Annotated in this window: 23 protein-coding genes and 1 tRNA gene; 7 read left to right on the top strand and 17 right to left on the bottom strand. The window is 66.0% G+C overall.

Annotation, left to right across the window (positions count from 1 at the left end):
- Positions 1 to 29 precede the first annotated feature (29 nt).
- The 4 genes from IE191_RS00915 (at position 30) to hflX (ending at position 5,833) form a co-directional block, all read left to right on the top strand.
- Positions 30 to 2,264, top strand: a complete 2,235-nt coding sequence (locus IE191_RS00915) for a sensor histidine kinase (protein WP_229815008.1) — start codon at positions 30 to 32, stop codon at positions 2,262 to 2,264.
- A gap of 69 nt (positions 2,265 to 2,333) precedes the next feature.
- A complete protein-coding gene (gene ntrX, locus IE191_RS00910; RefSeq protein ID WP_191322459.1) occupies positions 2,334 to 3,719 on the top strand; it encodes a nitrogen assimilation response regulator NtrX in 1,386 nt (461 codons plus the stop codon).
- 195 nt (positions 3,720 to 3,914) lie between these two features.
- Entirely contained in the window at positions 3,915 to 4,499 is a 585-nt protein-coding gene (gene hfq, locus IE191_RS00905; RefSeq protein WP_191322458.1) for an RNA chaperone Hfq, read from the top strand.
- Positions 4,496 to 5,833, top strand: a complete 1,338-nt coding sequence (gene hflX, locus IE191_RS00900) for a GTPase HflX (RefSeq protein WP_191322675.1) — start codon at positions 4,496 to 4,498, stop codon at positions 5,831 to 5,833. Before hfq ends, hflX begins: the two co-directional genes overlap by 4 nt.
- Here the strand turns inward: hflX and mazG are convergent.
- The gene (mazG, locus tag IE191_RS00895) at positions 5,795 to 6,613 is read right to left on the bottom strand and encodes a nucleoside triphosphate pyrophosphohydrolase (protein WP_191322457.1); all 819 of its coding nucleotides are present in this window, start codon (positions 6,611 to 6,613) and stop codon (positions 5,795 to 5,797) included. The two genes, hflX and mazG, sit on opposite strands and share 39 nt — an antisense overlap.
- Positions 6,614 to 7,096: 483 nt before the next feature.
- Here mazG and IE191_RS21230 point away from each other — a divergent pair, with 483 nt between their 5' ends.
- Complete coding sequence (locus IE191_RS21230) at positions 7,097 to 7,231, top strand: hypothetical protein (RefSeq protein WP_268249406.1); 135 nt, start codon at positions 7,097 to 7,099, stop codon at positions 7,229 to 7,231.
- Between the two features lie 278 nt (positions 7,232 to 7,509).
- Here the strand turns inward: IE191_RS21230 and IE191_RS00890 are convergent, their stop codons facing one another.
- The 9 genes from IE191_RS00890 to IE191_RS00850 are packed head-to-tail and all read right to left on the bottom strand — an operon-like array spanning position 7,510 to position 15,729.
- Positions 7,510 to 7,686, bottom strand: coding sequence for a hypothetical protein (locus IE191_RS00890; protein WP_191322456.1), 177 nt, complete (start codon positions 7,684 to 7,686; stop codon positions 7,510 to 7,512).
- Positions 7,687 to 7,710: 24 nt separating this feature from the next.
- Entirely contained in the window at positions 7,711 to 8,478 is a 768-nt protein-coding gene (locus IE191_RS00885; RefSeq protein WP_191322455.1) for an MBL fold metallo-hydrolase, read from the bottom strand.
- Positions 8,475 to 9,260 carry a TatD family hydrolase gene (locus IE191_RS00880; protein ID WP_191322454.1) on the bottom strand — a complete coding sequence of 262 codons (786 nt, stop codon included), beginning with the start codon at positions 9,258 to 9,260 and terminating at the stop codon, positions 8,475 to 8,477. Before IE191_RS00880 ends, IE191_RS00885 begins: the two co-directional genes overlap by 4 nt.
- The gene (metG, locus tag IE191_RS00875; RefSeq protein ID WP_191322453.1) at positions 9,260 to 10,828 is read right to left on the bottom strand and encodes a methionine--tRNA ligase; all 1,569 of its coding nucleotides are present in this window, start codon (positions 10,826 to 10,828) and stop codon (positions 9,260 to 9,262) included. The genes IE191_RS00880 and metG overlap by 1 nt, the downstream gene beginning before the upstream one ends.
- Before the next feature lie 17 nt (positions 10,829 to 10,845).
- Entirely contained in the window at positions 10,846 to 11,811 is a 966-nt protein-coding gene (locus IE191_RS00870) for a DNA polymerase III delta subunit-related protein (protein ID WP_191322452.1), read from the bottom strand.
- Entirely contained in the window at positions 11,805 to 12,443 is a 639-nt protein-coding gene (gene tmk / locus IE191_RS00865) for a dTMP kinase (RefSeq protein ID WP_191322674.1), read from the bottom strand. The genes IE191_RS00870 and tmk overlap by 7 nt, the downstream gene beginning before the upstream one ends.
- A gap of 8 nt (positions 12,444 to 12,451) precedes the next feature.
- Entirely contained in the window at positions 12,452 to 13,630 is a 1,179-nt protein-coding gene (locus tag IE191_RS00860) for a D-alanyl-D-alanine carboxypeptidase family protein (RefSeq protein WP_229815007.1), read from the bottom strand.
- Positions 13,631 to 13,682: 52 nt separating this feature from the next.
- Entirely contained in the window at positions 13,683 to 14,726 is a 1,044-nt protein-coding gene (locus tag IE191_RS00855) for an SPOR domain-containing protein (RefSeq protein ID WP_191322451.1), read from the bottom strand.
- Positions 14,710 to 15,729, bottom strand: coding sequence for a lytic murein transglycosylase (locus IE191_RS00850; RefSeq protein ID WP_191322450.1), 1,020 nt, complete (start codon positions 15,727 to 15,729; stop codon positions 14,710 to 14,712). The genes IE191_RS00855 and IE191_RS00850 overlap by 17 nt, the downstream gene beginning before the upstream one ends.
- A 251-nt stretch (positions 15,730 to 15,980) precedes the next feature.
- Here IE191_RS00850 and IE191_RS00845 point away from each other — a divergent pair.
- Positions 15,981 to 16,070: transfer RNA gene (locus tag IE191_RS00845), tRNA-Ser, on the top strand.
- A gap of 1 nt (position 16,071) precedes the next feature.
- Here the strand turns inward: IE191_RS00845 and IE191_RS00840 are convergent.
- From IE191_RS00840 to IE191_RS00810, 7 genes are all read right to left on the bottom strand, one after another.
- Entirely contained in the window at positions 16,072 to 17,118 is a 1,047-nt protein-coding gene (locus IE191_RS00840; RefSeq protein ID WP_191322449.1) for a Rieske 2Fe-2S domain-containing protein, read from the bottom strand.
- Between the two features lie 116 nt (positions 17,119 to 17,234).
- Positions 17,235 to 18,608 carry a uracil-xanthine permease family protein gene (locus tag IE191_RS00835; protein ID WP_191322448.1) on the bottom strand — a complete coding sequence of 458 codons (1,374 nt, stop codon included), beginning with the start codon at positions 18,606 to 18,608 and terminating at the stop codon, positions 17,235 to 17,237.
- A gap of 29 nt (positions 18,609 to 18,637) precedes the next feature.
- The gene (locus IE191_RS00830; RefSeq protein ID WP_191322447.1) at positions 18,638 to 19,990 is read right to left on the bottom strand and encodes an 8-oxoguanine deaminase; all 1,353 of its coding nucleotides are present in this window, start codon (positions 19,988 to 19,990) and stop codon (positions 18,638 to 18,640) included.
- On the bottom strand, positions 19,987 to 21,111 hold the full coding sequence (locus IE191_RS00825) for a purine nucleoside permease (protein ID WP_229815006.1): 1,125 nt from the start codon (positions 21,109 to 21,111) through the stop codon (positions 19,987 to 19,989). Before IE191_RS00825 ends, IE191_RS00830 begins: the two co-directional genes overlap by 4 nt.
- 54 nt (positions 21,112 to 21,165) lie before the next feature.
- Entirely contained in the window at positions 21,166 to 23,598 is a 2,433-nt protein-coding gene (locus tag IE191_RS00820) for a TonB-dependent siderophore receptor (protein WP_229815005.1), read from the bottom strand.
- A 161-nt stretch (positions 23,599 to 23,759) separates the two neighbouring features.
- Entirely contained in the window at positions 23,760 to 25,316 is a 1,557-nt protein-coding gene (locus tag IE191_RS00815) for an adenosine deaminase family protein (RefSeq protein ID WP_191322445.1), read from the bottom strand.
- A complete protein-coding gene (locus IE191_RS00810) occupies positions 25,313 to 26,389 on the bottom strand; it encodes a purine-nucleoside phosphorylase (protein ID WP_229815004.1) in 1,077 nt (358 codons plus the stop codon). The genes IE191_RS00815 and IE191_RS00810 overlap by 4 nt, the downstream gene beginning before the upstream one ends.
- On the opposite strand from IE191_RS00810, the gene IE191_RS00805 reads away from it, so the two are divergent.
- On the top strand, positions 26,388 to 26,582 hold the full coding sequence (locus tag IE191_RS00805) for a hypothetical protein (RefSeq protein ID WP_191322443.1): 195 nt from the start codon (positions 26,388 to 26,390) through the stop codon (positions 26,580 to 26,582). The two genes, IE191_RS00810 and IE191_RS00805, sit on opposite strands and share 2 nt — an antisense overlap.
- Positions 26,583 to 26,593: the final 11 nt, after the last annotated feature.

Below are 26,593 nucleotides of genomic sequence, written 5' to 3'. Positions count from 1 at the left end.
TCGCAAATGCAACACGTTCGGGCAAGCGAATGCCCCGCTGGTGGCGGCGGCTGCTGGTGGCCCTGCGTCGCGCCAATGTGTTCCTGCTGCTGGAAATGACCGCCGGCACGGCGCTGATCACCATGCTCGCGGTGTCGTGGCAGACGGTGAGTGCCAACAGCGCCGCCAACCAGTTGCTGCCCGCGCGGCTCACCTCGGTGCTGCTGATCGGCTCGCTGGTTCCGGCCATGGCGCTGATCGTGCTGGCCGGGCGCCGCCTCGCCCTGGCCCGCGCCGCGCGCAGTGGCCTGGGCACCAGCGGGCGGCTGCATGTGCGCCTCGTCTGGCTGTTCTCGCTGATCGCGGCGATCCCCACGCTGCTGGTGGTGATCTTTGCCTCGCTGCTGTTCCAGTCCGGCGTGGAATTCTGGTTTTCCAACGATTCCCGTGGCATGCTGGAAAACGCCAGCAGCCTGGCGCGCGGCTATTATGCCGACAAGCTGCGCGATGTCGGCCGCGAAAGCGTCGCCATGGCCGGCGACGTGCGCGGCTATTTCGACCAGGCGCCGATCACCAGCCAGGATTTCCTCGCCGGCTATTCCTGGCAGGTCTACAGCCGCAAGATGGACGAGAGCGCGATCATCGAACGCGCCCGCGACGGCACCTTGCGCACGGCCGCCATCGTCGATCCCAACGTCAAGGACGATCGCGAGCGGATCACGCCCGACGAGTTGAAGAAGCTCGACGCCGGCGAACAGGTCGTGGTCAAGGCTTCGGCCGAGCGGATCGAGGCGGTTACCAGCATCGACCACCAGCGCGGCATCTATCTCTATGTCGCGCGCAATTCCGACAAGCTCGCGCTCAGCCAGTTCGAGCGGGCCAAGAGCGTGCTCTCGGCCTATGACGTGCTCAGCCGCAGCGCGCGCGCGATCCAGTTGCGCTTCAACATCGCGCTGTTCATCATCAGCCTGGCCTTGGTCGTGCTCGCCGTCTGGGTCGCGCTGCGCTTTGCCGATCGGCAGGTTGCGCCGCTGGCCGAACTGGTCAAGGCCGCGCGCAGCGTGGGCAGCGGCAACTTTGCCATGCGCGTGGCGCCGGTCAAGAACATCGACGAAGTCGGCATGCTGACCCGCGCGTTCAACCGCATGACCGCCCAGCTTGAAGGGCAGACCCAGGCGCTGGTCAATGCCAATGCCCAGCTCGACGTGCGCCGCGTGTTCATCGAAACCGTGCTGGAATCGATCACCGCCGGCATCGTCTCGGTCGGGCCGGACGGCACGATCCAGTTGATGAACTCGTCGGCGCAAAAGCTGCTGCTCGAAGACCCCGGCGTCTCCGCCGACGGGCGCACATTGGCGGAAATCGCGCCGCAGATTGCACAACTCGTCGCCAGCGGGGAAAGCAGCGGCATCGTGCAATATGCCCGCCAGGGCGAGTTGCTGACGCTTGCGGTCAAGGCCCGCGCCGATCGCCATGGCCACGTGATTACTTTCGAGGATATCACCCGCCAGTTGATCACCCAGCGCCGCGCCGCCTGGTCCGACGTCGCCCGCCGCATCGCGCACGAGATCAAGAATCCGCTCACCCCGATCCAGCTTGCCACCGAACGGCTCAAGCGGCGCTATCGCCGCCAGATTCTCACCGATCCCGAACTGTTTGAGGAACTGACCGCCACGATCATTCGCCAGGTGGGCGATCTGCGCAAGATGGTCGACGAATTCTCGTCATTCGCGCGCCTGCCCAAGCCGGTATTCCGCAGCGAGGATGCCAACGACCTGGTACGCCAGGCGCTGTTCCTCCAGGAAGTGGCACATTCCGATGTCAGCTTCAGCTTCACCAGCGAAGCGCCGTCGTTGCCGTTCCAGTGCGATCGCCATCAGTTCGGCCAGGTGATGACCAACGTGCTCAAGAACGCGGTCGAAGCGATCGAGCAGCAGCGCGCCAAGGTGTCCGACCTCGATTATCGCGGTCGCATCGCCGTGCTGCTGGAAGCCGATGCCGCCGTGGTGACGGTGACCGTGATCGACAATGGCGTGGGGCTGCCCGCAGACCGCGAGCGCATTCTCGAACCCTATGTCACCACGCGCGAAAAGGGTACCGGCCTGGGGCTCGCGATCGTCAACAAGATCGTCGAGGAACATGGTGGCGACATGGCTTTCGCCGGCGAGCCCGATGGCGGCACCCGCGTGACCATGCGCTTTGCCCGCGATCCCATCGCCCAGGCCGGTTTGGGCGTGCCTGCGATCACCCCGGCCAGCGAAAGCGTGATCGCGGTTCCGCATTGACATGCCCGATTGATCCCCAGTCACCCCACAGGATTCCACCAGGTTTTTCCACAGGACGCACACTCTCCCATGGCTCTCGATATCCTGATCGTCGACGATGAACGTGACATCCGCGAACTCGTTGCGGGCGTGCTCAGCGACGAAGGCTATGGCTGCCGCCTGGCCGCCGACAGCACTTCGGCCCTGGCCGCCGTGGACGAGCGACGGCCCAGCCTGGTGCTGCTCGATGTCTGGCTCCACGGCAGCCCGATGGATGGCCTGGAAGTGCTGGACGAGATCAAGAAGCGCGAACCGGAACTTCCGGTGATCATCTTCTCGGGCCACGGCAACATCGATACGGCGGTTTCGGCAATCAGCCGCGGCGCCATGGATTTCCTGGAAAAGCCGTTCGAGGCCGAGCGCCTGCTGCTGCTGGTCGAACGCGCGACCGAAACCGAGCGCCTGCGTCGCGAGAACCAGCGCCTGCGTCAGGGCTTTGTCGCTTCGGAAGAGTTCACCGGCAATTCCGCCGCGATCAACCAGGTGCGCGCCACGCTCAAGCGCGTGGCCAACACCGGCAGCCGCCTGCTGATCACCGGGCCGGCCGGATCGGGCAAGGAAGTGGCCGCGCGCCTGCTGCACAGTTGGAGCCCGCGCGCCCAGAACGCCTTCATCACCGTCAATTCCGCGCGTATCACCCCGGAACGGTTCGAGCAGGAACTGTTCGGCGAGGAAGCCGATGGCAAACTGGTGCGCGCCGGCCTTCTGGAAATGGCCGACGGCGGCACGCTGTTCCTCGATGAAGTGGCCGACATGCCGCCATCAAGCCAGGCCCGCATCCTGCGCGTGTTGACCGAGCAGGCCTTTGTGCGCGTGGGCGGCCATCGTCAGATCCGCGTCGATGTGCGGGTCGTCTCGTCCTCGTCGCGCCCGCTCGAAAAGGAAATCGCCGAGCGCCGCTTCCGCGAAGACCTGTTCTATCGCCTCAACGTGGTGCCCGTGGCGATCCCGCCGCTGACCGACCGGCGCGACGACATTCCCGCCCTCGCCGACCATTTCTTTGCCCGCCACGCCAGCGAGCAGGGCATCCCGCCGCCGGGCATCACGCCCGAAGCGATGGCCGCGCTGCAAAGCTATGACTGGCCGGGCAACGTGCGCCAGTTGCGCAACGTGGTCGAACGCACGATCATCCTGACCCCGCGCGAACGCCTCGCGCGTATCGAGGCGGACATGCTCCCGGCCGAGATCGTCTCCACCCGCCTGGGCGCGGACACCGGCACATCGGCGCTGATGGGCGTCCCCCTGCGCGAGGCGCGCGAGAATTTCGAGCGGGAATACCTCAAGGTGCAGATCCGCCGGTTCTCCGGCAACATTTCCAAGACCGCCAGCTTCATCGGCATGGAACGCTCGGCCCTCCATCGCAAACTCAAGCTGCTCGGCATGGCCGAACGGCGCGAGGACGAGGACGAGGACTGATCGCCCATTCGCCGGCTCTTTTGCGCAGACGCGAAGGTTTGCGACAAAAACCCGGTTTACGCGGAGGCGAAGCAGCCATAAGACAGGCTTTGAAGCCGGCCCATGGCCATCGCGGTGTCATCTTGCACCGCAATGATCGTGGGCCAGATCGCGCCGCCCCACCACGGGGGGCGCCAATACAACGGAGTCACGCGAATGACCGGAAAGACTTTGTCCGCCCGCCCTCGGGCCAAGGCTGAAACCGCCGCCCCTGTAGAGGCGGCTGCACCTGCTGCCACGCCGGCCCCCACGGGCGGAGCGGTGAAGGGCCAGAACCTTCAGGACGTGTTCCTTAACCACCTGCGCAAGAACAAGATTCCCGTCACCATGTTCCTGGTGAAGGGCGTCAAGTTGCAGGGCATCGTCACCTGGTTCGACAACTTCTCGATCCTGCTGCGTCGCGACGGCCAGTCGCAGCTTGTCTACAAGCATGCGATCTCCACGATCATGCCCGGCCAGCAGCTTTCGGTTGCGCATTTCCAGGGCGGCGGGGACGACAACGGCAAGAAGCGCCTGTTGCAGGAAGTGTTCTTGTCGAGCGTGCGCGATGCCGGCGTGCAGGTTACCATGTTCCTGGTCAACGGCGTGATGTTGCAGGGCAAGGTTGCGGCCTATGATCTTTTCTGCATGCTGCTGGAACGCGAAGGCTATGTGCAGCTTGCCTACAAGCATGCCGTGTCGACGATCCAGCCTGCGGGCCATGTCGACCTGACCGGCGATTGGGAAGGCGAAGCGAACTGAGCACGTTTGAATTCGGCCGCAACGCGGGTGACATCGAAGGCGAAGTCACCCGTGGCGCGCGCGCCATTGTCGTATTGCCCGATATTCGCCAGCGCGGTGGCCTGGGCGAAGACGCAGAAGCGCGCCTGGAAGAAGGGCAGGGCCTGGCCCGCGCCATCGGTATCGAGGTGGTCGATGCGTTCATCGTCCCGATCCGGGCGGTGCGGCCGGGCACACTGTTCGGTGAAGGCCAGGTGGAGCGCCTGGCCGTCAGCGCCACGCAGAACGAGGCCGAACTGGTCATCGTCGATGGTTCGCTGTCCGCGATCCAGCAGCGCAATCTGGAAGACAAGCTCAAGCGCAAGGTGATCGACCGCACCGGGCTGATCCTCGAAATTTTCGGGGAACGCGCGGCGACGGCCGAAGGGCGGCTCCAGGTCGAACTCGCCCATCTCGATTACCAGGCCGGGCGCCTGGTCCGCTCGTGGACCCACCTCGAGCGCCAGCGCGGCGGCTTCGGCTTCCTCGGCGGCCCGGGGGAAACCCAGATCGAGGCCGACCGGCGGATGATCCGCAACCGCATGGGCCGCCTGCGCCGCGAACTGGAGCAAGTGCGCCGCACGCGCGGGCTGCACCGTGAGCGGCGCCAGCGCGCGCCCTGGCCGGTGATTGCCTTGGTCGGCTATACCAACGCCGGCAAATCCACCCTGTTCAACCGCCTGACCGGCGCCGGCGTGATGGCCGAAGACCTGCTTTTCGCCACGCTCGATCCCACGATGCGCGCGATCCGCCTGCCCAGCGTGGAAAAGGCGATCCTGTCCGACACGGTGGGCTTCATTTCCGACCTGCCGACGCAACTCGTCGCTGCCTTCCGTGCCACGCTGGAGGAAGTGACCGCCGCCGACGTGATCGTCCACGTGCGCGACATTTCCAACCCCGCCACCACCCAGCAAAAGACCGAGGTGGAGGAAATCCTCGCCGATCTCGGCGTGATCGGGGAAGGGGGCAGCGCGATCCCCATCGTCGAGGCGTGGAACAAGTGGGATCTGCTGTCTGCCGAAGACCGCGCAATGCGCGAAGCGATGATCGCGCAAGGCGTGCCCGAGGAGAAAGTCGTGCCGATCTCGGCCATGACCGGGGAGGGCACCGACACGCTGCTCAACCTGCTCAACGACATTCTGACCGGCGGCGCGCAGATTCTTGAACTCACCGTGCCGGTCAGCGATGGCCAACGCCTTGCCTGGCTTCACGCCCATGGCGAAGTGCTGCGCGAGGAACCCAGCGACGACGGCGCTGCGCTGCGGCTCAGCGTGCGGTTAAGCCTTGCCGATATCGGCCGTTTCACCACGCTCTGACCGCTTCACCGCCTGCCACAGCGCTTCCTGGCTAGCGAGGTCGAGCGAGGCGAAAGCCCCGCCGGCCAGTGCTTCCATAGCGCGAAAGCGGCGCTCGAACTTGGCATTGCCGTGGCGCAGCGCGTCTTCCGGGGCGATGCCATAGGCCCGTACGGCATTGACGGCGGCGAACAGCAGGTCGCCCGCTTCGTCGAGCCGGGCGGCGGCATCGTCGGCCCTGGCCAGCTCGTCCAGTTCCTCGATCACTTTGGCGACCGGCCCGGCGGTGTCGGGCCAATCGAAGCCGACGCGCGCGGCGCGCTTCTGTAGCTTTTCCGCGCGCATCAACGCGGGCAGGGCGAGCGCCACCCCGTCCAGCGCGCTCTGTGCGCCCTTCGCGGTCCGCTCGGCCTCCTTGCGGTTTTCCCAGCGCTCCTCGCGTGACTGGCCGTGGTCATCCTCGCCGCCAAAGATATGCGGATGGCGATCCTCCATCTTGTCGGCAATCGCGGCGGCCACGTCGTCGAACGCAAAATGCCCGGCTTCCTCGGCCATGCGGCTGTGGAACACCACCTGTAGCAGCAGATCGCCCAGTTCCTCGCGCAAAGCGGCCAGGTCGTTACGCTCGATCGCATCGGCCACTTCATAGGCTTCCTCGATGGTATAGGGCGCGATCGAGGCGAAATCCTGTGCCAGATCCCATTCGCAGCCACCGTGCGGATCGCGCAGGCGGGCCATGATCGCCAGCAGGCGGGCAAGGGATGGCGATGAGGCGGCGAGGGCGGTGTTCTGCTCGGTCATTCTGCCGATCTAGGCGGCAGGCCCATGCTCTGGCAAGACGCCTCGTTGTCAGCAATCAACCGTGAAACAGCGCTTGAAATAACTATAAGTGACTGGTATAGTTGAATTTATTTACATAATACTTATTATGAACAGAGTTGAAATCAAACTGATTCCGCAAATATCATGGCAGTAATTCGTTTTGTATAGGATCGATTTAATTGATGATCGGCTATTCAGTAAATTCCCCGCAATGCATCACCTGACATTTCACACGGTTTGAGCGGACAGACGAAAACACCAACAGGCCGGGCAGGGGAAGGGCGCAGGGAAGGGGAAGGGCGGACCATCCCGAGGCAACTTTCCAGGCTGGAAAGCCATCACTTGCCACTATGGAAAGTGAGGAACCCTCATAACCGCAATCGCACAGGATGAAGCGCGCGCTGCCCTTGGTGCCATTGCCTCTGCAAAACGCGATCTGAGCGACTTGCCGCTGTCTATGGCATGAGCGTCTGGACCAGAATGCATGGCGGCCATCCTGCGATCAACGTAGCCTTGGGGATCTTGACCTTTGCGTTGAGCTATTGGGGCAGCGTGGTTTGGCAGCGCATCTTCGTGCGCGAAATGCGCGAGGCTTGATCGTGGCCACGACCACGATCGACGCACTCGAACCTTTGCTGCAAGCGCCGCGCGGCTTCAGGTCATGACCGTGCTCAGGCAGGCCCGGTCAGCGATACTCGATGGCGGCAACGGACCTGGGCCAGGATCACGAGCAAGGGGCGCGTGCGCTTTGCCGAGCACGTGGCGGCGCTGAAGCAGATTCTGGACGGCACGGCGGTGTAGCAGCCACCGCCGCTGGCGCCATCCTTAAGGATCATAATAAGTATTATGTAAAATGAGTTTTGGAGGGAGCGCGCTCAGCGCTGTGCCAACCAGCTATAGACCAACGCGGTCAACACGATGATCACGGCCCAGATGAACACCATCTGCAAACGCGCGCTCCAGCGCACGCCGCGTAGTGCGCTATTCCGCAAAACCAACACCAGCGCCATGATCAGTCCGATCAGCGCAGCAATGCGGTCCGGCGTGATCATGGCGCTATTCTCACAGGCTGATGCTCACAGCGTTATTTCCAGGCCGTCGTAGCCCGGCTGCACGTGATCGGGCGTTTCGCTGCACAGCGCCCGGTAATCCATGGACTTGTCCAGATGCGTCAGCACGGCCTGGCTCGCGCGGCAGGCTTCGACCAGTTCCAGCGCCATGCCCAGATGCGCGTGCGTGGGATGCGGTTGCCGGCGCAAGGCATCGACCACCAGCACGTCAACCCGATAGAACAGGTTGATCATGTCGGCGTTTATTTCAGAAAAATCGGTGGCATAGCCAATGGACTTGCCATTCTGGTCGAACCGGAACGCGGTCGATTGCGCCGGGCCATGGGCCATCTGGCAATGGCTGATGCCGATCCCGGCAACCATCCGGACGCGGTCGAGATTATCGAGATTGCAGATCGTGTGATAGCCGTGCTGCCCGGCGAAGACATAGCCGAACCGCTGGCGCAGGCGCCGCACCGTTTCATCGGCGGCATAGCCCGGGATCGGCGCGCCACGGCCCATGCGCAGCGGGCGCAGATCGTCGATGCCATGGGTGTGGTCGGCGTGGTCGTGAGTCCAGACCACGCCGTCGATGCGGTCGATTTCGGTGGCCAGCAACTGCTGGCGCAAGTCCGTCGGTGTATCGACCAGGATGCGCGAGCCATCGGCGCCTTCCACCACGATCGCCACGCGGGTACGCCGGTTGCGCGGTTCGGCCGGGTCGCAATCGCCCCAGTCGTTGCCGATGCGCGGCACGCCCGTCGACGTGCCGGAACCCAGCATGACCAGCTTCATGGCGCGGGCCTTTCCGCCTTGGTAAACAGGCGGAAGAAGTTGTCGGTCGTCACGGCGCCCAACTGCTCCAGCGAGACCCCGCGCAAGCCCGCCACGAAGGCGGCCGTATCGGCCACGAAGGCTGGCTCGCACTTCTTGCCCCGGTGCGGGATCGGCGCCAGGAACGGCGCATCGGTTTCCACCAGCAGGCGATCATCGGGAATGCCGGCAACAAAGGCCTGCAAGTCCTTGGCGTTCTTGAAGGTGACGATGCCCGAAATGGAAATCGTCAGCCCCAGGTCGAGTACGCCACGGCCGAACTCTGCACTCGCGGTGAAGCAATGGATCAGGGCTGGGAAGGCCCCCTTCCCCATTTCCTCGGTCAGGATGCGCAGCGTGTCATCCTCCGCATCGCGGGTGTGGATGATCAGCGGCAGCCCGGTCTCGCGGGCCACGGCAATGTGCACACGGAACAAGTCCTGCTGCACCTGGCGATCCGAATGATCGTAATAGTAATCGAGCCCGGTTTCCCCGATGCCGATCACGCGCGGATCGGCGGTGGCAGCAGCCAGCACCGCTGCGCCCAGATCGGCGTGCCCATCGGCCTCATGGGGGTGAATGCCGACGCTGGCCCAGACGTCCGGCTCGCGATAGGCGACGGCGACCACATCCTCCCACTCGCGCTGGCGCGTGGAAATGTTGAGGAAGCCGCGCACACCGCGCGCCCGCGCAGCCGCGAGCGCTTCGGCCTGCCGGTCCACCAGTCCTTCATAGATGAGGTGGCAATGGGAATCGATCAGCATCAGGCGCTTGCGCCTTCCTCGGCCGGCAGTTCAAGGCGCGGGAATGCGCCGACCGGCTGCGCCAGGGCTTCGCCGGTGGCGACGCGCTCCATGTACCAACCGGCATGGGCAAACGCGGTATAGCCGCGCTGGTCCGCGGGAATGCCCAACTGGTCCAGCACCTTGCCCGCCGCCGTGGGCACGATCGGGGCAATGGCAATGGTGAGATCGCGAATGGCCATGAACAGAGTAAGCAACACGGCGCGCATCCGTTCCGGATCGGTCTTGCGCAGCGTCCACGGCGCCTGCTCGTCGATATAGGCGTTGCAGGCAAAGACGGCACGCATCCACGCATCGATCCCGCCTGAAAAGTTCAAGGATGCGAATTCGCGGGGCAGTTCGACCGAACAGGCGTCGTGAACGTGCGCGAGCAGCGCGTCATCCGCCTCGACGCTCGAAAAGGTCTCCAGCTTACCATCCATGTTCTTGAAAATCATGGACAGCACGCGCTGGACCAGGTTGCCATAGCTGTTGGCCAGCTCAGCATTGCAGCGCGTGACGATCGCTTCGGGCGACCACGAGCCGTCCTGGCCGAATGCCACTTCGCGCATGAAGAAATAGCGCACGGCATCCACGCCAAAGGTTTCGGCCAGCGCGATAGGATCGGTGACATTGCCGAGCGACTTCGACTCCTTCTGCCCGCGATTGAGCAGGAAGCCGTGGCCGAACACCTGGTGCGGCACCGGCAGGTTCGCGCTCATCAGGAAGGCGGGCCAATAGATCGTGTGGAACCGCACGATGTCCTTGCCGATGAGATGCAGGTTCGCCGGCCAATACTTTGCAAAGGCATCGGTTTCTTCCGGCCAGCCCAGCCCGGTGAGATAGTTGGTCAGCGCATCGACCCACACGTACATCACGTGGTTGTCACTGCCCGGAACCTTCACGCCCCAATCGAAGCTGGTGCGCGAAACCGAAAGATCACGCAGGCCCTGCGAGACGAACGCCACCATTTCATTGCGGCGCGCCTCGGGGCGGATGAAATCGGGGTTTTCGCTGTAGAGCGCGAGCAGCTTGTCCTGATACTTCGACAGGCGGAAGAACCAGCTTTCCTCCACGGTCCATTCCACCGGGGTGCCCTGGGGCGAAAGCTTGACGCCCCCTTCCCCCTCGACCAGCTCGCTCTCGTCGTAATAGGCCTCGTCGCGGACCGAGTACCAGCCTTCGTAGCGATCGAGATAGAGATCGCCATTGGCTTCCATCCGCTTCCAGATTTCCTGGCTGGCGGCGTGGTGGCGCTGTTCGGTGGTGCGCAGGAACACGTCATAATTGACATTCAGGGCCTGGGCCATGTCGATGAAATGCTGCGACATCTGGTCGCTCAGCTCGGCCGGCGTCAGCCCCAGCTCGCGCGCCTTCTGGGCCATTTTCAGGCCGTGCTCGTCGGTCCCGGTCTGGAACCGCACGTCGCGGCCCATCGCCTTGTGGAACCGCGCGATCACGTCGGCGGCAATCGCTTCATAGGCGTGGCCGATGTGCGGCTTGCCGTTGGGATAGGAAATGGCAGTGGTGATGTAATAAGGTTCGCCCATGGCGACAGTCGCTTCCTTCAGCGGGATGTTGCCCCCGCTCTAGTCCGCGCGGCGCGCGCCAGCAACCCGCCGATTTCCATAACCAGCAACGCGGGCTCGAAGTTGTGCGTCGGCACTTCGCGCGCCAGGTCCACCAGATGCTGATGCGCTGCGATGATCTTCAGGCGGTTGTCCGCGCCGGCCTGCGCCAAAGCCTCGGTCAGCACGGTGCGTGCGGCCTCGATCGTGGCCAGCAACCGCTCGCGATCGGGCCGGGCGCCCAGCGCGTTGCCCAGTTCGGCGCGCAGCGAGAGATCAGGATCGCCGCTGCCCAGAATCTGCCGCAGCAGCGCGAGCGGACGCCCGAGATCGTGGGCGGCAAACATTAGCGCGGCCCCGGGCGAACCATGCGCCACGGCAATCGCCGCGCTGCGTGTCTCTGCATCCAGTTCCGGCGCGGCCAATGAAACGGCCCGGTCCATTTCCTGCGGCTCCAGCGGGCGGAAGCGCAGCACCTGGCAGCGCGATCGCACCGTGGGCAGCAGGCGGCCAAGCTGGTGGACGACGAGCAGGAAAAACGTGCCCTGCGGCGGCTCTTCCAGACCCTTGAGCAGTGCGTTGACCGCGCCCTTTTCCAGGTGGTCGGCGGCGTCGACGATCACCGCGCGCCGCGCGCCCAGGGTCGGCCGGGTGTGCAGGCGATGCAGCATCGTGCGGATCTGTTCCACATTGATGTTGCGCTTGCGGGCATAGGGGCGGCCGTCGTCGCGCTTCTTGGCTTCGTCGTCGTTGGCGGGCAGCGGTTCGAGCACGAGGATGTCGGGATGCTGCTGCGCCGGCGGTTGCGGCACACCGGCTTCCGCGACCAGCGCCGCTGCGGCTTCCAGCGCGAAGCTCGCCTTGCCCAGCCCCTCGCGCCCGGCCAGCAGCCAGCCATGGTGCATCCGCTGGCCCGCCATCGCTGCACGCCAAGTTTCCCACGGCTGCTCGTGCCCGATCAGCATGCCGGCGGCATCCAGCTCGCCAGCACGTCTTCGATCCGCGCCGAAACCTCTTCCGGCGTCCCCAGCGCAGAGACCCGGGCGAAGCGCGCCGGATCGGCCTGGGCAAAGCCGGCGAACGCGGCGGCGACGCGGGCGTGATAGGCTGCGTCCCGGCCACCGATCCGGTCGGCCTGGCCCTGGTCCCGCACGGCGCAGCGCGCAGCGGCTTCTTCGGCGGGAAGCTCCAGCAGGATCGTGCAATCGGGCAGCAGGCCTTCGCTGCCGATGGCATGCAGGGTCATGACCTCGGCATCGGACAGGCCATTGCCGCCGCCCTGGTAGGCGCGGCTGCTGTCGATGAAGCGGTCGCAGATCACCCAGTCGCCGCGCGCCAGGGCGGGGCGGATCAACCGCTCCACATGGTCCGCCCGTGCGGCGGCAAACAGCAGGGCTTCGGCCCGCGCGCCCCAACCGGCGCCCTCGGTGCTGAGCAGCAAGTTGCGGATCGCCTCGGCGCCCGGCGTGCCGCCCGGCTCGCGCGTGAGCACGGCGCCGATGCCGCGCGCGGCCAGCGCCTGGGCCAAGCGGCGGGCCTGGGTGGACTTGCCGGCCCCTTCCCCGCCTTCAAACACGATAAAACGGCCGTTGGGCAGCGATCCGCTCATTGCCCCACCATCGCGGCAAAGCCATTGCGCAGACGGTCAAGCACACCACCGGCCGGCACGGCCTCGGCCGCAGCCAGCGGCAGGCGTGCTTCGGGCTGGCCCGGCGCGCGCACCACCAGCACGGCCACATCCTGCCCCTTGGCAATCGGCGCGCGCAGCGGTCCCTTGTAGCGGATCGAGAGCGTGGGCCGCACCTTTTGCCCATGCGGCACGAGTAGGGCGAGCGGCCGGGGCGCGACCAGGCCCACGCTCGTTGCCGTGCCGCCCTGCACCCGCGCGCTGCCGATATGGGCGCCGGCGGCAAACAGCGGCGTCTCGTCAAACGCGGCAAAACCCCATTCGAGCAGCGCGGCGCCATCGCGGGCGCGGTCCTGCGGCCGATCATAGCCGCCGATCACCATCATCAGCCGCCGCCCGCCGCGCTGGGCCGAGCCGACCAGGCCATAGCCCGCCTCGTTGGTGAAGCCGGTCTTCACGCCGTCGGCCCCGGCCACCACGCCATAGAGCGGGTTGTGGTTGCGCTGCTCGATGCCGTTCCAGATCATCGTTTCGTGGCCATAGAAGCGGCGATAGAAATCGGGATGGCGGGTGATCAGCGCGGTGCTCAGCGTGGCGAGGTCTGCCGCCGAAACATAGGTGCGGCCTTCATCCATCCAGCCATTGGGCGTGTTGTAATGCGTGTCGCGCATGCCCAGCGCGCGGGCCTGCGCGTTCATCAGCGCGGTAAAGCCCGGCACGTTGCCCGAAACGCCTTCAGCCAGAACCACGCAGGCATCGTTGGCCGACACCGTCACGATCCCTTCCAGCAGGTCTGCCACCCGCGTCTGGCTGTTGTTTTCCAGGAACATCGTGCTGCCCACGCCGTGCCACTGGCGGAACGTTTCCGGCCGCATCGGGAACACCGCATCCAGCTTGAGCTTGCCCTGCGACGCCAGCTCGAACGCGACATAGCTGGTCATGATCTTGGTCAGCGACGCGGGCACGAAGCGGCGGTGCGATTGCCGCTCGAACAGCACGCGGCCGGAATTGACGTCAATCAGCAGCGCGATCGGCGCGACCACTTCGGGCGGGCGCGCCGGATCGGCCGAAACCACCACGTGCGGAGACTTCATGCCATGGGCAGGCACGGCGACAAGCGCCGCAGCGGCAACGGCAATGGAAAGCAGACGGCGCAAGCAAAACCCCGAATTGAGCCCTGAATTGAGCGGCAGACCGGCGCCAATCGCCCTAGGGCGCGCGCTGGATCCGCGCATCGGCATAGCCCGCCCGCTTCGCCTTGCCCAGAGCCGCCTTGGCATCATCCTGTGAACCCGCCGCGATCCGCACGCGGAAGAACTTGCCCGCCGGGGTGACCGAGCCGCCCACCTCGCGCGCGGCCTTTTCGGCATTGGCGCGGGTGGAAAAGGCGCCAACCTGAACGAGATAGCTGCCGTGGCTGGCGGCCGGTGCAGGTTTTGGTTCCGGCTTGGGCTGGAGCTTGGGTTGGGGCTTTGCCACCGGTTGCGGGGCAGGCTTGGCGGCAGGTGCCTTGGCAACAGGCGCGCTCGGTGCCGGCACCGACGGGCGCGGCGCGGGCATCGGCGTTGTGTTGCGCACGATCGGCCTGGCGCTCGGCGCCGGGGCAGCCGCAATGGGCTTGGCCTGGGGCATCGCCGCCGGTGCTGCCTGCCCGGCCAGCGCCGCCGCCAGCGTTTCCGGGCGCGGATCGGCCGGGGGCAGGATGCCGAGCTTGCGCTTGAGCGCGGTCAGCAGCCCCGGCGGCGTGTCCATGCGCGCGGGCGCCTGCTGGCCACTGCGCAGCAGGGCGCGTTCGCCTTCGGGGGGATTGACGCGGCGCACGCGCACCGGGGCATGGGCTCCGCTCAGCCCGAGTTGCGCCACGGCGCCCGGCGACAGCGCCACCAGCCCATCGCCCTGAATCGGCCCGCGCCGCTCCAGGCGCACCAGGATGGTCCGCCCGCTGTCCAGCGAGGTCACTTCGACATAGCAGGGCAAAGGCAGCGTGCGGTGCGATCCGCTGATCCCGCCACCGCCTTCAGCATCGGGCACGGCATAGCCAACGGCATCATAGTTCAGCGTGTCAGCGGGGGTATAGGTCACCCCATCCACCGCGAACGGCGCGCCCAGGACCATCGGATAATCCGCTGCCGGACCAGTGACCGGTCCGCTTGCGGTCGGTGGCGCGGCCGCCAGGGCAAGGCCGCCGCCCGCTGCCGGAAAAAGGGCCAGAGCGGCGGCGGTCAGCAACAAGCGGCTAGCGGCTGATTTCATCGGCGAGCAATCCAACGGAAAGGGCATAGAAGTTCGAACAGTTGTAATCGAGGATGACTCGATAATTTCCGGTTAGCAAATAGGCGGTGCGGCCCGGCCCGTCCGGCTCGAAAAACGTGGCGAGGGTATCGTCACCGGCGGGCCACACACCGGCTTGGGGCGTGATTCCCAAGGCACGCCATTCGCGCAGCGTGCGCCAGCGGCTGTGACGGGCGAACACCTGGGGGCAGCGCGGGCTGGCCAGCGTGGTGCCCAGGCGGCTGCGGTCCAGCCCGGCCGGCGCGGTCACGGCAAAGCCCCAGGGCTCGCCCGGCCGCCAGCCGGCATCGCGGAAATAGTTGGCGATCGAGGCCAGGGTATCGGCCCGGTTGGACCAGATATCGGCCAGCCCATCGCCATCGGCATCCTGCGCCACGCGCAGATAGACGCTGGGCAGGAACTGTGGGTTGCCAAAGGCGCCGGCCCAGCTTCCCACCAGCTTCTGCCGGGGCACGCCCCGGTCGATCATCTTGAGCACTGCAATGAATTCATCGGCAAACAACTCGCGCCGGCGGCCTTCATAGGCCAGCGAGGCCAGCGAGCGCGGCAGATCGAAATCGCCGGTGTAGCTGCCGAAATTGCTTTCGTGCCCCCAGATCGCCAGAATCACCGGGCCGGGCACGCCATAGCGGCGGGTTATATCGCCGATCTGCCCCATCGATTCGGCATAGATGCGGCGGCCCTTGGCAATGCGCCCGGCATCGACATGGCGGCGGCGATAGGGCTCGAACGCAGGCGTACCGCCCGACGATCCGGCGCCCGGCTGGCTGCGATCGAACGCGATCACGCGCGGATTGAACGTCAACCCCGGCAGGACGCTGGCAATCGTCTGCTCCCGCACCCCGGCCCCGCGCGCCTTCGCGGCGAGCAGTTGCAGATAGCCCTGGAAGCCCGCTTCCTCGCTATCCTGCGCCACGGCCGGCCCACCCAGCGCGGCCAGCGCCAGGGCGGCCGCCGTGGCCATGCGCCGCCACGCCGTCGCGCGCCGCGGCCTTGCCGCCGGGCCCGAGTGGTTAACAGTTGAAACGAAAGGGATCAGCTTGGCCATCATCGCAGGCTGTCTTGCACGCCTTGCCCGACAATGGAACACCCCCGCGCCAAGGCGAGCCGCCCAGGCTGCCGAAAAAACGCCACCAGGCACGATTTCCCCACCCCCGCGCGCAAACCCTCTTCCCGCCAGCCGCCGCAGACGCTATCGGCACCGCTTCCAGATGTGGAAGTGTGGCCGAGTGGTTTAAGGCACTGGTCTTGAAAACCAGCGAGGGTGCAAGCTCTCCGTGGGTTCGAATCCCACCGCTTCCGCCAGTCACCCCCCGCCCAGCCCCATGTCGCGCAGCGCGCGGCGGTAGAACATCGAGCTCATGTCGGCGGCAAGGTGCGCTTCGGCGGTGGGTTCCAGCGGCAGGGCGGCGGGCCATTGTGCCTCCACCATGGCGCGGTCTTCCTCGAAGACCTGGCGGTTGAAATCGTAGACGCCCTGGACTGGCTGGTCGGTGTCGAAATTTCGTGCGATCGGCACGAACAGGCGGGTTTCCCCGGCCGACACCGGCGAGGCGGCGTTGAGGATCACCAGGCGGTCCTCGCCGGGAAAATGCACTTCCAGCGTGGCCGTGAATGGCACGTGGCAGCGGAAGTGGCGCAGCCAGCGAAAGCCCGGCGGGGCCTTGTCCACGCCCTTGGGGTAATTGGCCACGTTGCTCCAGTATTCCGCCTCGAACCCCTGCGCGGTGCGGCGCGGGCGATAGTCGGGCACCTGGGCATTGTCGGGATCGGCAAAGCTTTCGGCGTGGATGAAGGCGAAGTGGGCGACGTCGAGAAAGCCTTCCATCTGCCGCCCGGCCGAGCCGGCGATGTCGATCCATGGGCAGACGATCTGTTGGAATCCGGGCTCATCCCAATGCGGCATGGCGATGATGTCATCACTGCCCGGCGTGCCTGACACGGGATCGAGGCAGGTCCAGACCAGGCCATAGCGCTCCACCGCCGGATAAGTGGCGAGGTGGAACTGCGCCGGGATCGATCGCTGCGGTTGCGCCGGAATATGCACGCAGCGCCCGCCCGCGCCGAACGTGAGCCCGTGGTAGGGGCATTCCACCCCGCGCCCGTTGTCGCGCCCCATGCTGAGCGGCACGCCGCGATGCGGGCAGCGATCGGGCGCGATCACGATTTCGCCCTGCGCGCGATAGAGCACCAGCGGCTGATCCAGCAGCTTGGCCTTGAGCGGCGTGGCGGAAACCTCGCGCGCCAGGGCCACCGGATACCAATGCCGCGCCAGGATCGCCCAATCCGCAGCCGCAAAGGTGCAGCCGTGTGGCAGCGCGGGTTCGAGGGGCGCAAGCGGGGCCGTGGCCATGAACATTTCCCTGTCGAGTGAAGACGATGGGCCAATGATGGCGGCCCGAGGCCGTTCCATCAAACGCAATGATTCAGACGCGGCGTTGCAAAAAAGCGAGCGGTATCGGGCCGGCGTCAGATGTCCTTGGGCAGCACCAGATTGAGCACCACGGCGATCACCGCCACCGGCAGCACGCCGGAAGACAGCAGGATGCGCGCCGTTTCGGGCAGGTGGCCCAGCGCTTCCGGCTCCAGTTGCAAGCCCAGCGCAACCGACAGCGCCGTGCCCGCCACCAGCATGTTGCGCTGGTTCCACGTCACGCCCGAAAGCATTGCCAGCGCCGAGGATGCGACCATGCCGAACATGACGATGACGCCACCGCCCAGCACTTCGATCGGCACGGTGGTGATCACCGCGCCGATCTTGGGCAAGAGGCCGCACAGGATCAGGAACAGCGCACCGAGCGTGACGACAAAGCGGCTCATCAGCCCCGACATTGCGATCAGGCCCACGTTCTGGCTGAACGTCGTGTTGGGCATGGCGCCGAACAGGGCCGAGAGCGCAGTGCCGACGCCATCGGCCGCGACCGCGCCCATCACTTCGCGATCGCTGGCGCGGCGACCGGCACCGTTTTCGCAGATCGCCTCGACATCGCCGATCGATTCGATCGAGGAGACGAAGCCGATCAGGCAGAATCCGAGGATGGCGGACGGCGAAAGCTCCCAGCCAAAGGCCAGGAAACGCGGCAGCATCAGCCAGTGCGCCTGCGCCACGGGGGCGAAATCCACGCGGCCCATCACCAGCGCGACGCCATAGCCGGCCAGCAGGCCGAGCAGCACGGCGGCCGTGGACAGCACGCCGCGTCCGAAGAACTTGAGGCCAAGCGTGACGAAAACCACCACGCCCGCCAGAAACCAGCTCGCACCCGCGCCATAGGCGGGCAAGCCGCGCAAGGTCACCCCGCCCGCTGCATATTCGATGCCGACCCGCACCAGCGAGAGCCCGATCATCAGCACGACCAGCCCGGTGACCAGGGGCGGCAGGGCAAAGCGGATCGGCCCGACCAGGCGGCTGAGCCCGGCGTGGAGCAGGCCGGCGAGGAACGCGGCCGTGGTCAGCGCCGCCATGCCTTCTACGCCCTTGCCCGCCACGATCGGGATCATCACCGAGATGAACGCAAAGCTTGTGCCCTGCACCAGCGGCAGGCGCGCGCCGATCGGGCCGAGACCCACGGTCTGGAGCAGCGTTGCCACCCCGGCGAACAGCATGGCGGCCTGGATCATGTAGATCAGGGCGGAAGGATCGGCCGAACCGAAGCCGATCCCGGCCGCGCCGGCCACGATGATCGGCGGGGTGATGTTGGAAACGAACATCGCCAGCACGTGCTGCACGCCCAGCGCCAGGGCCATGGGCAGTGGCGGCACATAGGCCGGATCGCGGCGCTGTTCCTCGCTTGGCCCACTGCCGGCCGCTACCGATGTAGTTTGAGGTAGTGCTGCTGTTGCCATGGTGGCCTCCGTCGTGCCCATGATCGTTGCTATGCCATCAGCCGGACGAGCGCGGCCTGCGCGCCGGAGATGACGTCTGCCCGCCGCGTTCGCACCAGGTCGCCATCGCGGACTACGGCCTGTCCTTCGACAAAGACATCGCGCGGCCCCCGCGGCGGCGCCAGGACCAGCGCGGCAAGCGCGTCCCAACTGCCGGAGGAGGCGACATCGTTGACCGGCCAGACCGCGAAATCGGCGCGCTTGCCCGGTTCGATCCGGCCGCAATCGGGCCGGCCGAGAATATCGGCCCCGCCGCGCGTGGCCATGCGCAACGCCTCCCGCGCAGACAGGGCCGCCGCCCCGCCCTGCACGCGCTGGAGCAGCAGCGCCTGTCGCGCTTCGGCCAAAAGGTTGCCGCTGTCGCTTGAAGCCGAACCATCGACGCCCAGCCCGAGCGGCACGCCGGCATCGAGCATCGCGCGCACCGGCGCGATCCCTGATCCCAGGCGGCAGTTGGAGCACGGGCAATGCGCGACGCCGGTGCCCGTCCGGGCGAACAGGGCGATTTCGGCGGTGTCGAGCTGCACGCAATGCGCGTGCCACACGTCCGGCCCGGTCCAGCCAAGATCCTGCGCATATTCGCCGGGGCGGCAGCCGAATTTCTCCAGGCTGTAGCGCACGTCGTCGGCGTCTTCGGCGAGGTGGGTGTGCATCATCACGCCCTTGTCGCGCGCCAACAGGGCCGCGTCGCGCATCAGTTCGCGGCTGACCGAAAACGGCGAACAGGGTGCCACGCCGACGCGCACCATCGCGCCATCGGCCGGATCGTGGAACGCATCGATCACGCGGATCATGTCGCCAAGGATCGCGTCCTCGGCTTCCACCAGGCTGTCGGGCGGCAGGCCGCCAAGGCTTTCGCCCACGCTCATCGCGCCGCGCGTGGGGTGAAAACGGATGCCGATATCCTGCGCGGCGGCAATCGTGTCTTCCAGCCGCACGCCGTTGGGAAACAGATAGAGATGGTCCGACGACAGCGTGCAACCCGACAGCGCCAGTTCGGCCAGTCCCAGCCGCGTCGCGGCAAAGACATCGTCGGGCGTGTAGCGCGCCCAGATCGGATAGAGCGTCTTGAGCCAGCCGAACAGCGAGGTGTCCTGGCACCCCGGCACGGCGCGGGTCAACGACTGGTAGAGATGGTGGTGGGTGTTAACCAGGCCGGGCGTGACGACGCAGCCGCTGGCATCGATCGCGTCGATCCCGGCAAGCAGCGGCGCCAGATCGGTGCTGGTGCCGCAGGCCACGATCACGCCATCGCGCCAGATCAGCGCAGCGTCACGGATTTCGGTGCTGGCATCGTCCATCGTTGCCAGCACATCGGCATGGACCAGCGCGCCGCCGCTCATTTAGGCGGCGCCTTGGCATAGCGCGGCCAATCGGCGAGCAGGGTGTCCACCACCTTGGAACCGACGGTATAGAGCGCTTCGAGCGAGGCGCGCATGCCAGAATAGTTCTGGTTTTCCTTGAGCAGGTAATCCGCCGGGGCCACGCCGGGGGGCGGCATGGTGAAGTTGGAAGCCCCGCGCAGCACCATCACGCGGTTGCGATCGGCGCGGCCGATGCGCGAGAGGTATTCCAGCGACTGGAACGTGCCGGTCTCCTCCATCGCGGAGGTGACGAACACGCCCTTCCCCCCGGTCCAGAAATCGACCCAGTCGTGCGCCCACTCGGTCATTTTCGCGCCGTGCCAGAAGGTCATCGCCGCGAGGTTGTCGCCGGTCATCACCTTGGGCGGCGATTGCGCAGGCGCCATGCCGGTGTAGGGCGCGCGGGCGGCGGCCAATTGCGGGCTGTCGGGCAGCGCGATGGCCTTGGTCAGGCCATAGGCCCAATCGGCCAGCGCGGGATTGAGCGCGAACATCTCGCCCTCGTCCGCCTGCTGCGGGCGCTTGTCTCCGGGCCCGTTGGAATGGAGCGCGAAATAGCCGCTCTTCCAGTCGGCCGGAATCTCGCGTGCGTCGATTTCGTGCGCCAGGTCGCCATCGACCAGATAGTGCGCCCAGACTGCTGAACCGATCGTGGCCTGGTGCGGATCGACCCCGGCAATGCCGGCCACCAGCCAATAGGCGTGGGACAAGTCGAACCGCTGGTCCAGCCCCAGCGCCAGCGTGGCGGTGGCCGAGCGGATCGAGCCCATGCCGGTGACCATGCCCAGGATCTGGCTTTGCGGATTGTAATAGAGATCATGGTGCGATTGCGGGAACGGGATGCGCACATCAAGCTTGCGCCGCTCGCGCCAGAACTGGAATTCGCCCGGCACGTCTCCGGTGTCCTGCCCCACTTCAAACATGGTGACGATCACCACCTTGACCGGAATCTTCGCCGCACAGGCAGCGCCCGGCGTACAACGAAGCGCTTGGGCCACGGCGGGCGGCACGGCCGGTGTGGCGGCACGGGCACCGGCAGCACCGCTGCACAGGGCCAAGGCAATGGCCGCTTGGCGCAAGCCCTTCATAGAAAGCATCATCAATATCCATCAAGAAATTGGCCGGACAGGGAAATCCCTGCCCGGCCGGAAGGATCAGAACTTGTACTGGATGGTCGCCTGGAAATTGCGCGGCACCTGCGGCAGGGCAATATCGGCCCCGAACAGATCCTGACCACCCGCGCGGAAGTAACGCGCGTTGTTCAGGTTCTTGACCACCGCGCGGAACATCCACGGACCCGTGGTGAACGATGCGCCGGCATTGACCAGCCAATAGGCCGGAAGACGCACGTTCTGGCTGTAGCTCGAGAACACCGAATCCACATGGCTGACGTCCGCATTCAGAGCGAGGCCGTTATCAAAGGCATACGTGCCGGTGGCCGAGACCACGTTGTGGGGGATGCCGGGGCGACGCGCCTGGGCATTTGTCTTCGGATAAAGCGCCCCAAACTGGCTGCCGCCGAGATAGAGCGACGGATCACTGACGTTCACCAGGTCGGCGATACCGAAGTAGTTGAAATAGCCCCCGCTGGTGAGCGCGGAAATGTTCACCACGTCGATATAGGTGTAATTCGCGGTGACCAGCGCATGCTTGTCGATCGCCCAGCGCAGTTCGGCTTCCACGCCCTTGGTGCGGATCGACTGGTTGGTCAGCGGGCTGTCCGAAACCAGGTCGGTGCGTTCCTGCTTGTAGACCGAAACGGCTGCATAGAGGCGCTTGTCGAGGAATTCACCCTTGATCCCGGCTTCATAGAGGCGCGAGGCGGAGAGGAACGTGCCCCCGGAAATCGCGCCGGGCTCAATCTCGGCGCCCTCGCCCGCCACGACCGTGCTTTGGCGCGACGCCGTGAAATAGGGGATCAGGCCAATCGGCGTGCGATAGGAAATGCTGCCATTCCAGGACAAGCCGCTGTCATTGCCAGTAGCCTGAGTGGTTCCAGCGGTGGTCGGCCGATCCACCGGATCATATTTGTCCAGGATCGCTCTCGATGTGGCATGGACATGATCCCAGCGCAGGCCGCCGATCACATCAAGCCCGAAATCGAAATCGACATCGACGAGGCCTGCCAAGCCCACATCGAGATAGTGGCCCTTTACGTAATCGGAATAGTTGCAATCGCAGTCGGTCGAAAGCTGACGGGTCGATGCAGCGGTATAGCCAGTCGTGATGTCGACGCGGTTCCACAGCTCCACGCCAAAGTCATCGGCAAAGTTGAACTTGGTATAGCGCAGCGACGGCGCGGCCTGGACCGAGATTTTTGCGGCGGATGTCGTGAAGCTGTCGCTGAGAACGATCTTGTCTTCGAGGACGTAGGAATCGATCTTTTGCGAGAACCCGTAGTAGTTCTCGTTCAGATTCTTGGTGCCATCGTAGAAGAGCTGATTCTTGATCTCCAGCTTGCCCGGACCGGTCCAGATCAGGTCGAAGTAGAACGTCTTCTGGTCGTTGTTGAGCTTGTCGTTGGGGCCGGTCAGCGTGTCCCGCTTGCTCAGCGTGGTCTTGCCGGGATTGACCAGCGCCAGATCGGGATAATTGGCCTTGAGGCAGGCGTCGGTGATGCCCGAAGCCCCAGCCGTGCCACCACCGCAGGCGAACGAACCATACATGGTCAGCCCGCGCCCGCCGTTTGCGGCATAGGCTTCGGAACGGGAAATCTGCCCGTCACCGTTGGTGTCGATCGAACTGCTGGCATTGCCGGTGATATAGGTACCGTTGTCCACCAGATCCTGGGTCAGGCGGTTCCAGCCGCCGTTCTGCTGGCCGCGGAACTTCTGGTACATGCCGCCGAATTCGGTCCGCAGGTTGCTGGTGATGTCGGTGTCGAACGCGGCCGACAGCACCAGGTTGCGCGGGTGGATGTTGCGGTAATAGCTGCCGGAATCCTCGCTTTCGGCATAGAGGCTATAGCCGAACTGGTGGTCGCCGATCTTGCCCGGCCCAGTGATGCTGCCCTTGAGCACGCTGCGCGCCCAGCTGCCGGTGTCATAGCTGATGAAGCCATGCGGATCGGGCGCATAGGTGCCATTCGCCGCGCGCGCGGTCTTGGGCACGAAGTTCATGTAGCCGCCGGTCTTGGACGGGCCATAGATCGGCGAGGCCGGGCCGCGCACGATGTCGATGCGGTCGGCCGCGGCAATCGGGGTGGGATAGTTGCCGGGGTTTTCCAGGCGGAGCATGCCGCGGAAATAGACTTCGCCGGGGGTGCCGCGAATGTCGAGCGCGCCGCCGGTGCCGAAGAACGAGCTGGTGAAAGTGCCCGGCACCTGGCTGACCAGGTCATAGATCTGGGTGATGCCAAAGCGTTCGAGCTGTTCGGAGCTGACCGACGAGGCCGCGCGCGGCGTTTCGGCCAGCGTCTTGTCGAAGCCGAAGACCGAGCCGACGTCCTTAAGCGGCAGCGCGCCGAGCGAGCCGGACACGACGATTTCGGGCTTGTCGCCATCGGTTTCCGGCGCCGGGGCCGGAGCGGCCTGATCGGCCAGGGCGGGATGCGCCAGGGCCGCGCCGGCGAGCAGCGCGAAGGCCATCAAGGCCCGGCGCGTGCCGCGATTGGATTGGGGCTTTGCGCCCCGTGCTTGCATTGTCCTCATTGACTGTAACCCCCATGATCGGGCCACGCCCCCCGGGGAGCGTGCCGTCCGTTGCTGTTTTTGCGCCTTCACGCCCCTCCCTGGGCATGGCATTGTTATTATGTATTTTTCTTGGAACTCGCGGTGGCTGCGAGCGCGTCTTCCTCGAACCGCGCAAAGCGCTGTTCCAGATCCAGTTGCAGCCGGGCCTTCTCGCTGCCGGCCAGGAACGAACGGCAGGCCGGCGTCGTCACCACGCCGCCCGCGCAGGGCTTGGCCCACTGGTCGGCATGGTGATCGCGCCACAGGCTGGCGCCCGGTGCAAAGCTGTATTCCAGCGAAGCGCGCGATACGGCCTTGAGATCGGCGTAGCCGAGGCCATGCTCCTGCACCGCGCGCTGGTATTCACGGGTCAGGTCGGTGCGCAGCACGCCTTCATCGTCGGTGGCCAGCACCACCGGCACACCATGGCGGCGATAGAGCGCGAGCGGATGCTCCGCGCCTTTCACCCCCAGGATCACGGCATTGCTGGTGAGGTTGATTTCCACGGCGACACCTTCGCGCGCCATGCGCGCCAGGGTTTCGCGGCCCTGGTCTTCATAGGCAATGTCCACGCCATGGCCGATGCGCCGCGCGCCCGATGCCACGGCCTTGGCGATGTGGTCGCGCAAGTCTGCCGGTGGCACCTGGCCAAAGGCGAGTTCGCCCGCGTGCATCGACATGGCCACGCCCGGATGGCGCTGCGCCAGGAAGCGGAACATGGCCATGTGCAGATCGTAATCGGCGCGCGCCACTGGCCAGTCTTCGGGCTGGACGATGTTGACTCCGACAAAGCGCGGATCCTGCTCGGCCAGGGCAAAGGCCAGGATCAGTGCGCGGAACACCGCCGCCGGGGGCACATCGCGCAGGGCCCACGCGAGATAGTGCACCGCGATGGCGCAGCCCGGCTCCGCCTTTGCCGTGCCGCAGGCCATGCCCTGGCGCGCGGTGGCTTCCTCGGCATCGATCTGCGCCCGCATCGCCGGAACGCGCGCGACAAGGCCGGGCGCTTCACGGCTGTAGAAATCGCCCAGGCCCGCCACATCGAGCGCCACGGCCGGCGCGCCGAGCGCGGTTTCCAGCAGTGCGGGGGGATTGTGGTCCAGCTCCAGATAGAGCACCCCGTCGCCCGCTGCCTGGCGGCGCGCGGCGATCATCGCATCGGCATCGCGCCCGATCAGCGCCGGGGCAAAGCGTTCGAACGTGGCGAAGAACTGGTCATGGCCGCTGCTCGCACCCGTGCCCACGCCAACTTGCCAGCCGCGCGTCGAGAGGCTGTCGACCAAGGCGCCGTACAGAGCGGGCCGGTCTTTCGCGACATCGGCCACGGCCGCGCCGGGCGCGCAGGGCGGGGCCACGAAGCCTGCGCCATCGGGCGCCAGGCACAGCCCCTTCTCGCCGGCCCAGGCGATCATGTCTTCGGCATAGAGCGCGCCGGACAAGTGGTTGTGCAAGTCGCCGCCCTTGGGCAGGCGGTGCAGGAACAGACGCAACTCGTTGGGATCGCGTGCCGCCTCGGCCAAGATGGCGCCCACCGCAGCCTCGCGGCCAACCACGGGAGCAGCCGCGAGCGGAGTGGCCGTCGCCAGGCTCAGCGCAGCGGGCAAAGCAAGCAGGCAGGCGCGCGTCCGGCTCATGGTTGGGGCGCGTCCGGCACGCTGTCGCGATAGCGGGGCCAGTCGGCCAACAGGCGATGGATCACCACCGCGCCCACGCGATAGTTCGCTTCATAGGCAGCAACCTGCCCCGGCCCCTCGTCGCCCACGCTCGCCAGCGGCGATTGCCCCGGCGGTGGCATCGAGGCATTGCTGGCGCTGCGCAGCACCATGACGCGCTTCATGTCCACCAGCCCGGCCTGCGCGGCGGACAGCATGGTGCCGGCCATGAGCTGGCTTTCCATGTTGGTCATCACGAAGCGGCCCTGGCCATGGGTCCACAGCTTGACCCAGTCGCGCGCCCATTGGGTGCGGCCGGCGCCATGCCAATAGCGCAAGGCCCCCAGCGTCTCGCCCATCAGCACGAAGGGCGGGCGCTGCGCCTGGGGAAAGCCCTTCCACCGCGCCCGCGCCGCCTGGAGCGCCGGGGTATCGGGGATCGGCGTATCCTTGCTCAGCGCGAAAGCCCAGCGGGCAAGGCCCTGGTTGAGCGGCACCGCCATGCCCAGCGATCCGGTATCGGTCATCCCGGCAAAGCTGTCGGCCGCCTGCGGCAACTCGCCGGGCGCCTTCGCCCCGATCGCGAACAGGCCATAGGGCCAGCCCTTGGGCACTTCGCTTTCGGCAAATTCGCGCAATGCGTCGCCGCTCACCACCCAGCGCGCCCAGGCGGCACTACCGACCGAGGCGGCTTGCGGATCGGCGCCCGAAATGCCGGTGAACAGCCAGTAGGTGTGGGAGAAATCGAACCGCGGATCGAGCAGCAGTGCCATGAGCTGCACTTCAGGCGTGACCACCAGCGAATGGGCGTCACCCCACACCATGCCGTAAAGGCCATCGACATTGCGGCGCAGGGGATGGAGCGTGCCGCGCACGGGGATCACTTCGTCCAGATGCTCGCGCTCGGCCCAAAGCTGGAATTCGCCCGGCGCATCGCCGGTGTCCGCGCCAGGTTCGAAATTGGCGATGACCATGACCTTGACCGGGATCGCCTGCACCGCCGGGACCACCGGCAAGGCGGGCTCGGCCGCGCGCACCGGCAGGGAAAGGGCCATGGCCAGCGCCGCGGCCATCACGCCGCTGCTGGCCACAAGCCTGCCGATGGCCCCTGGCTTTTTGCCGGGCCTTGCCGCCGTGATGCGCCCCAAAACACGTTCCCTGAATGATATTTTGTGTCTGAAGCTTGCTAAAAGACTTGTGGCGTTGCAATCAATCACAATGAATTTGACAGAGCGTTGCAAAAAATAGAGAGCCCCCTG

Source organism: Novosphingobium pokkalii (assembly GCF_014652855.1).
Taxonomy (GTDB): Bacteria; Pseudomonadota; Alphaproteobacteria; order Sphingomonadales; family Sphingomonadaceae; genus Novosphingobium; species Novosphingobium pokkalii.
The sequence above is the reverse complement of the archived record's forward strand: the minus strand, read 5'-3'. Positions and strand labels throughout refer to the sequence as shown.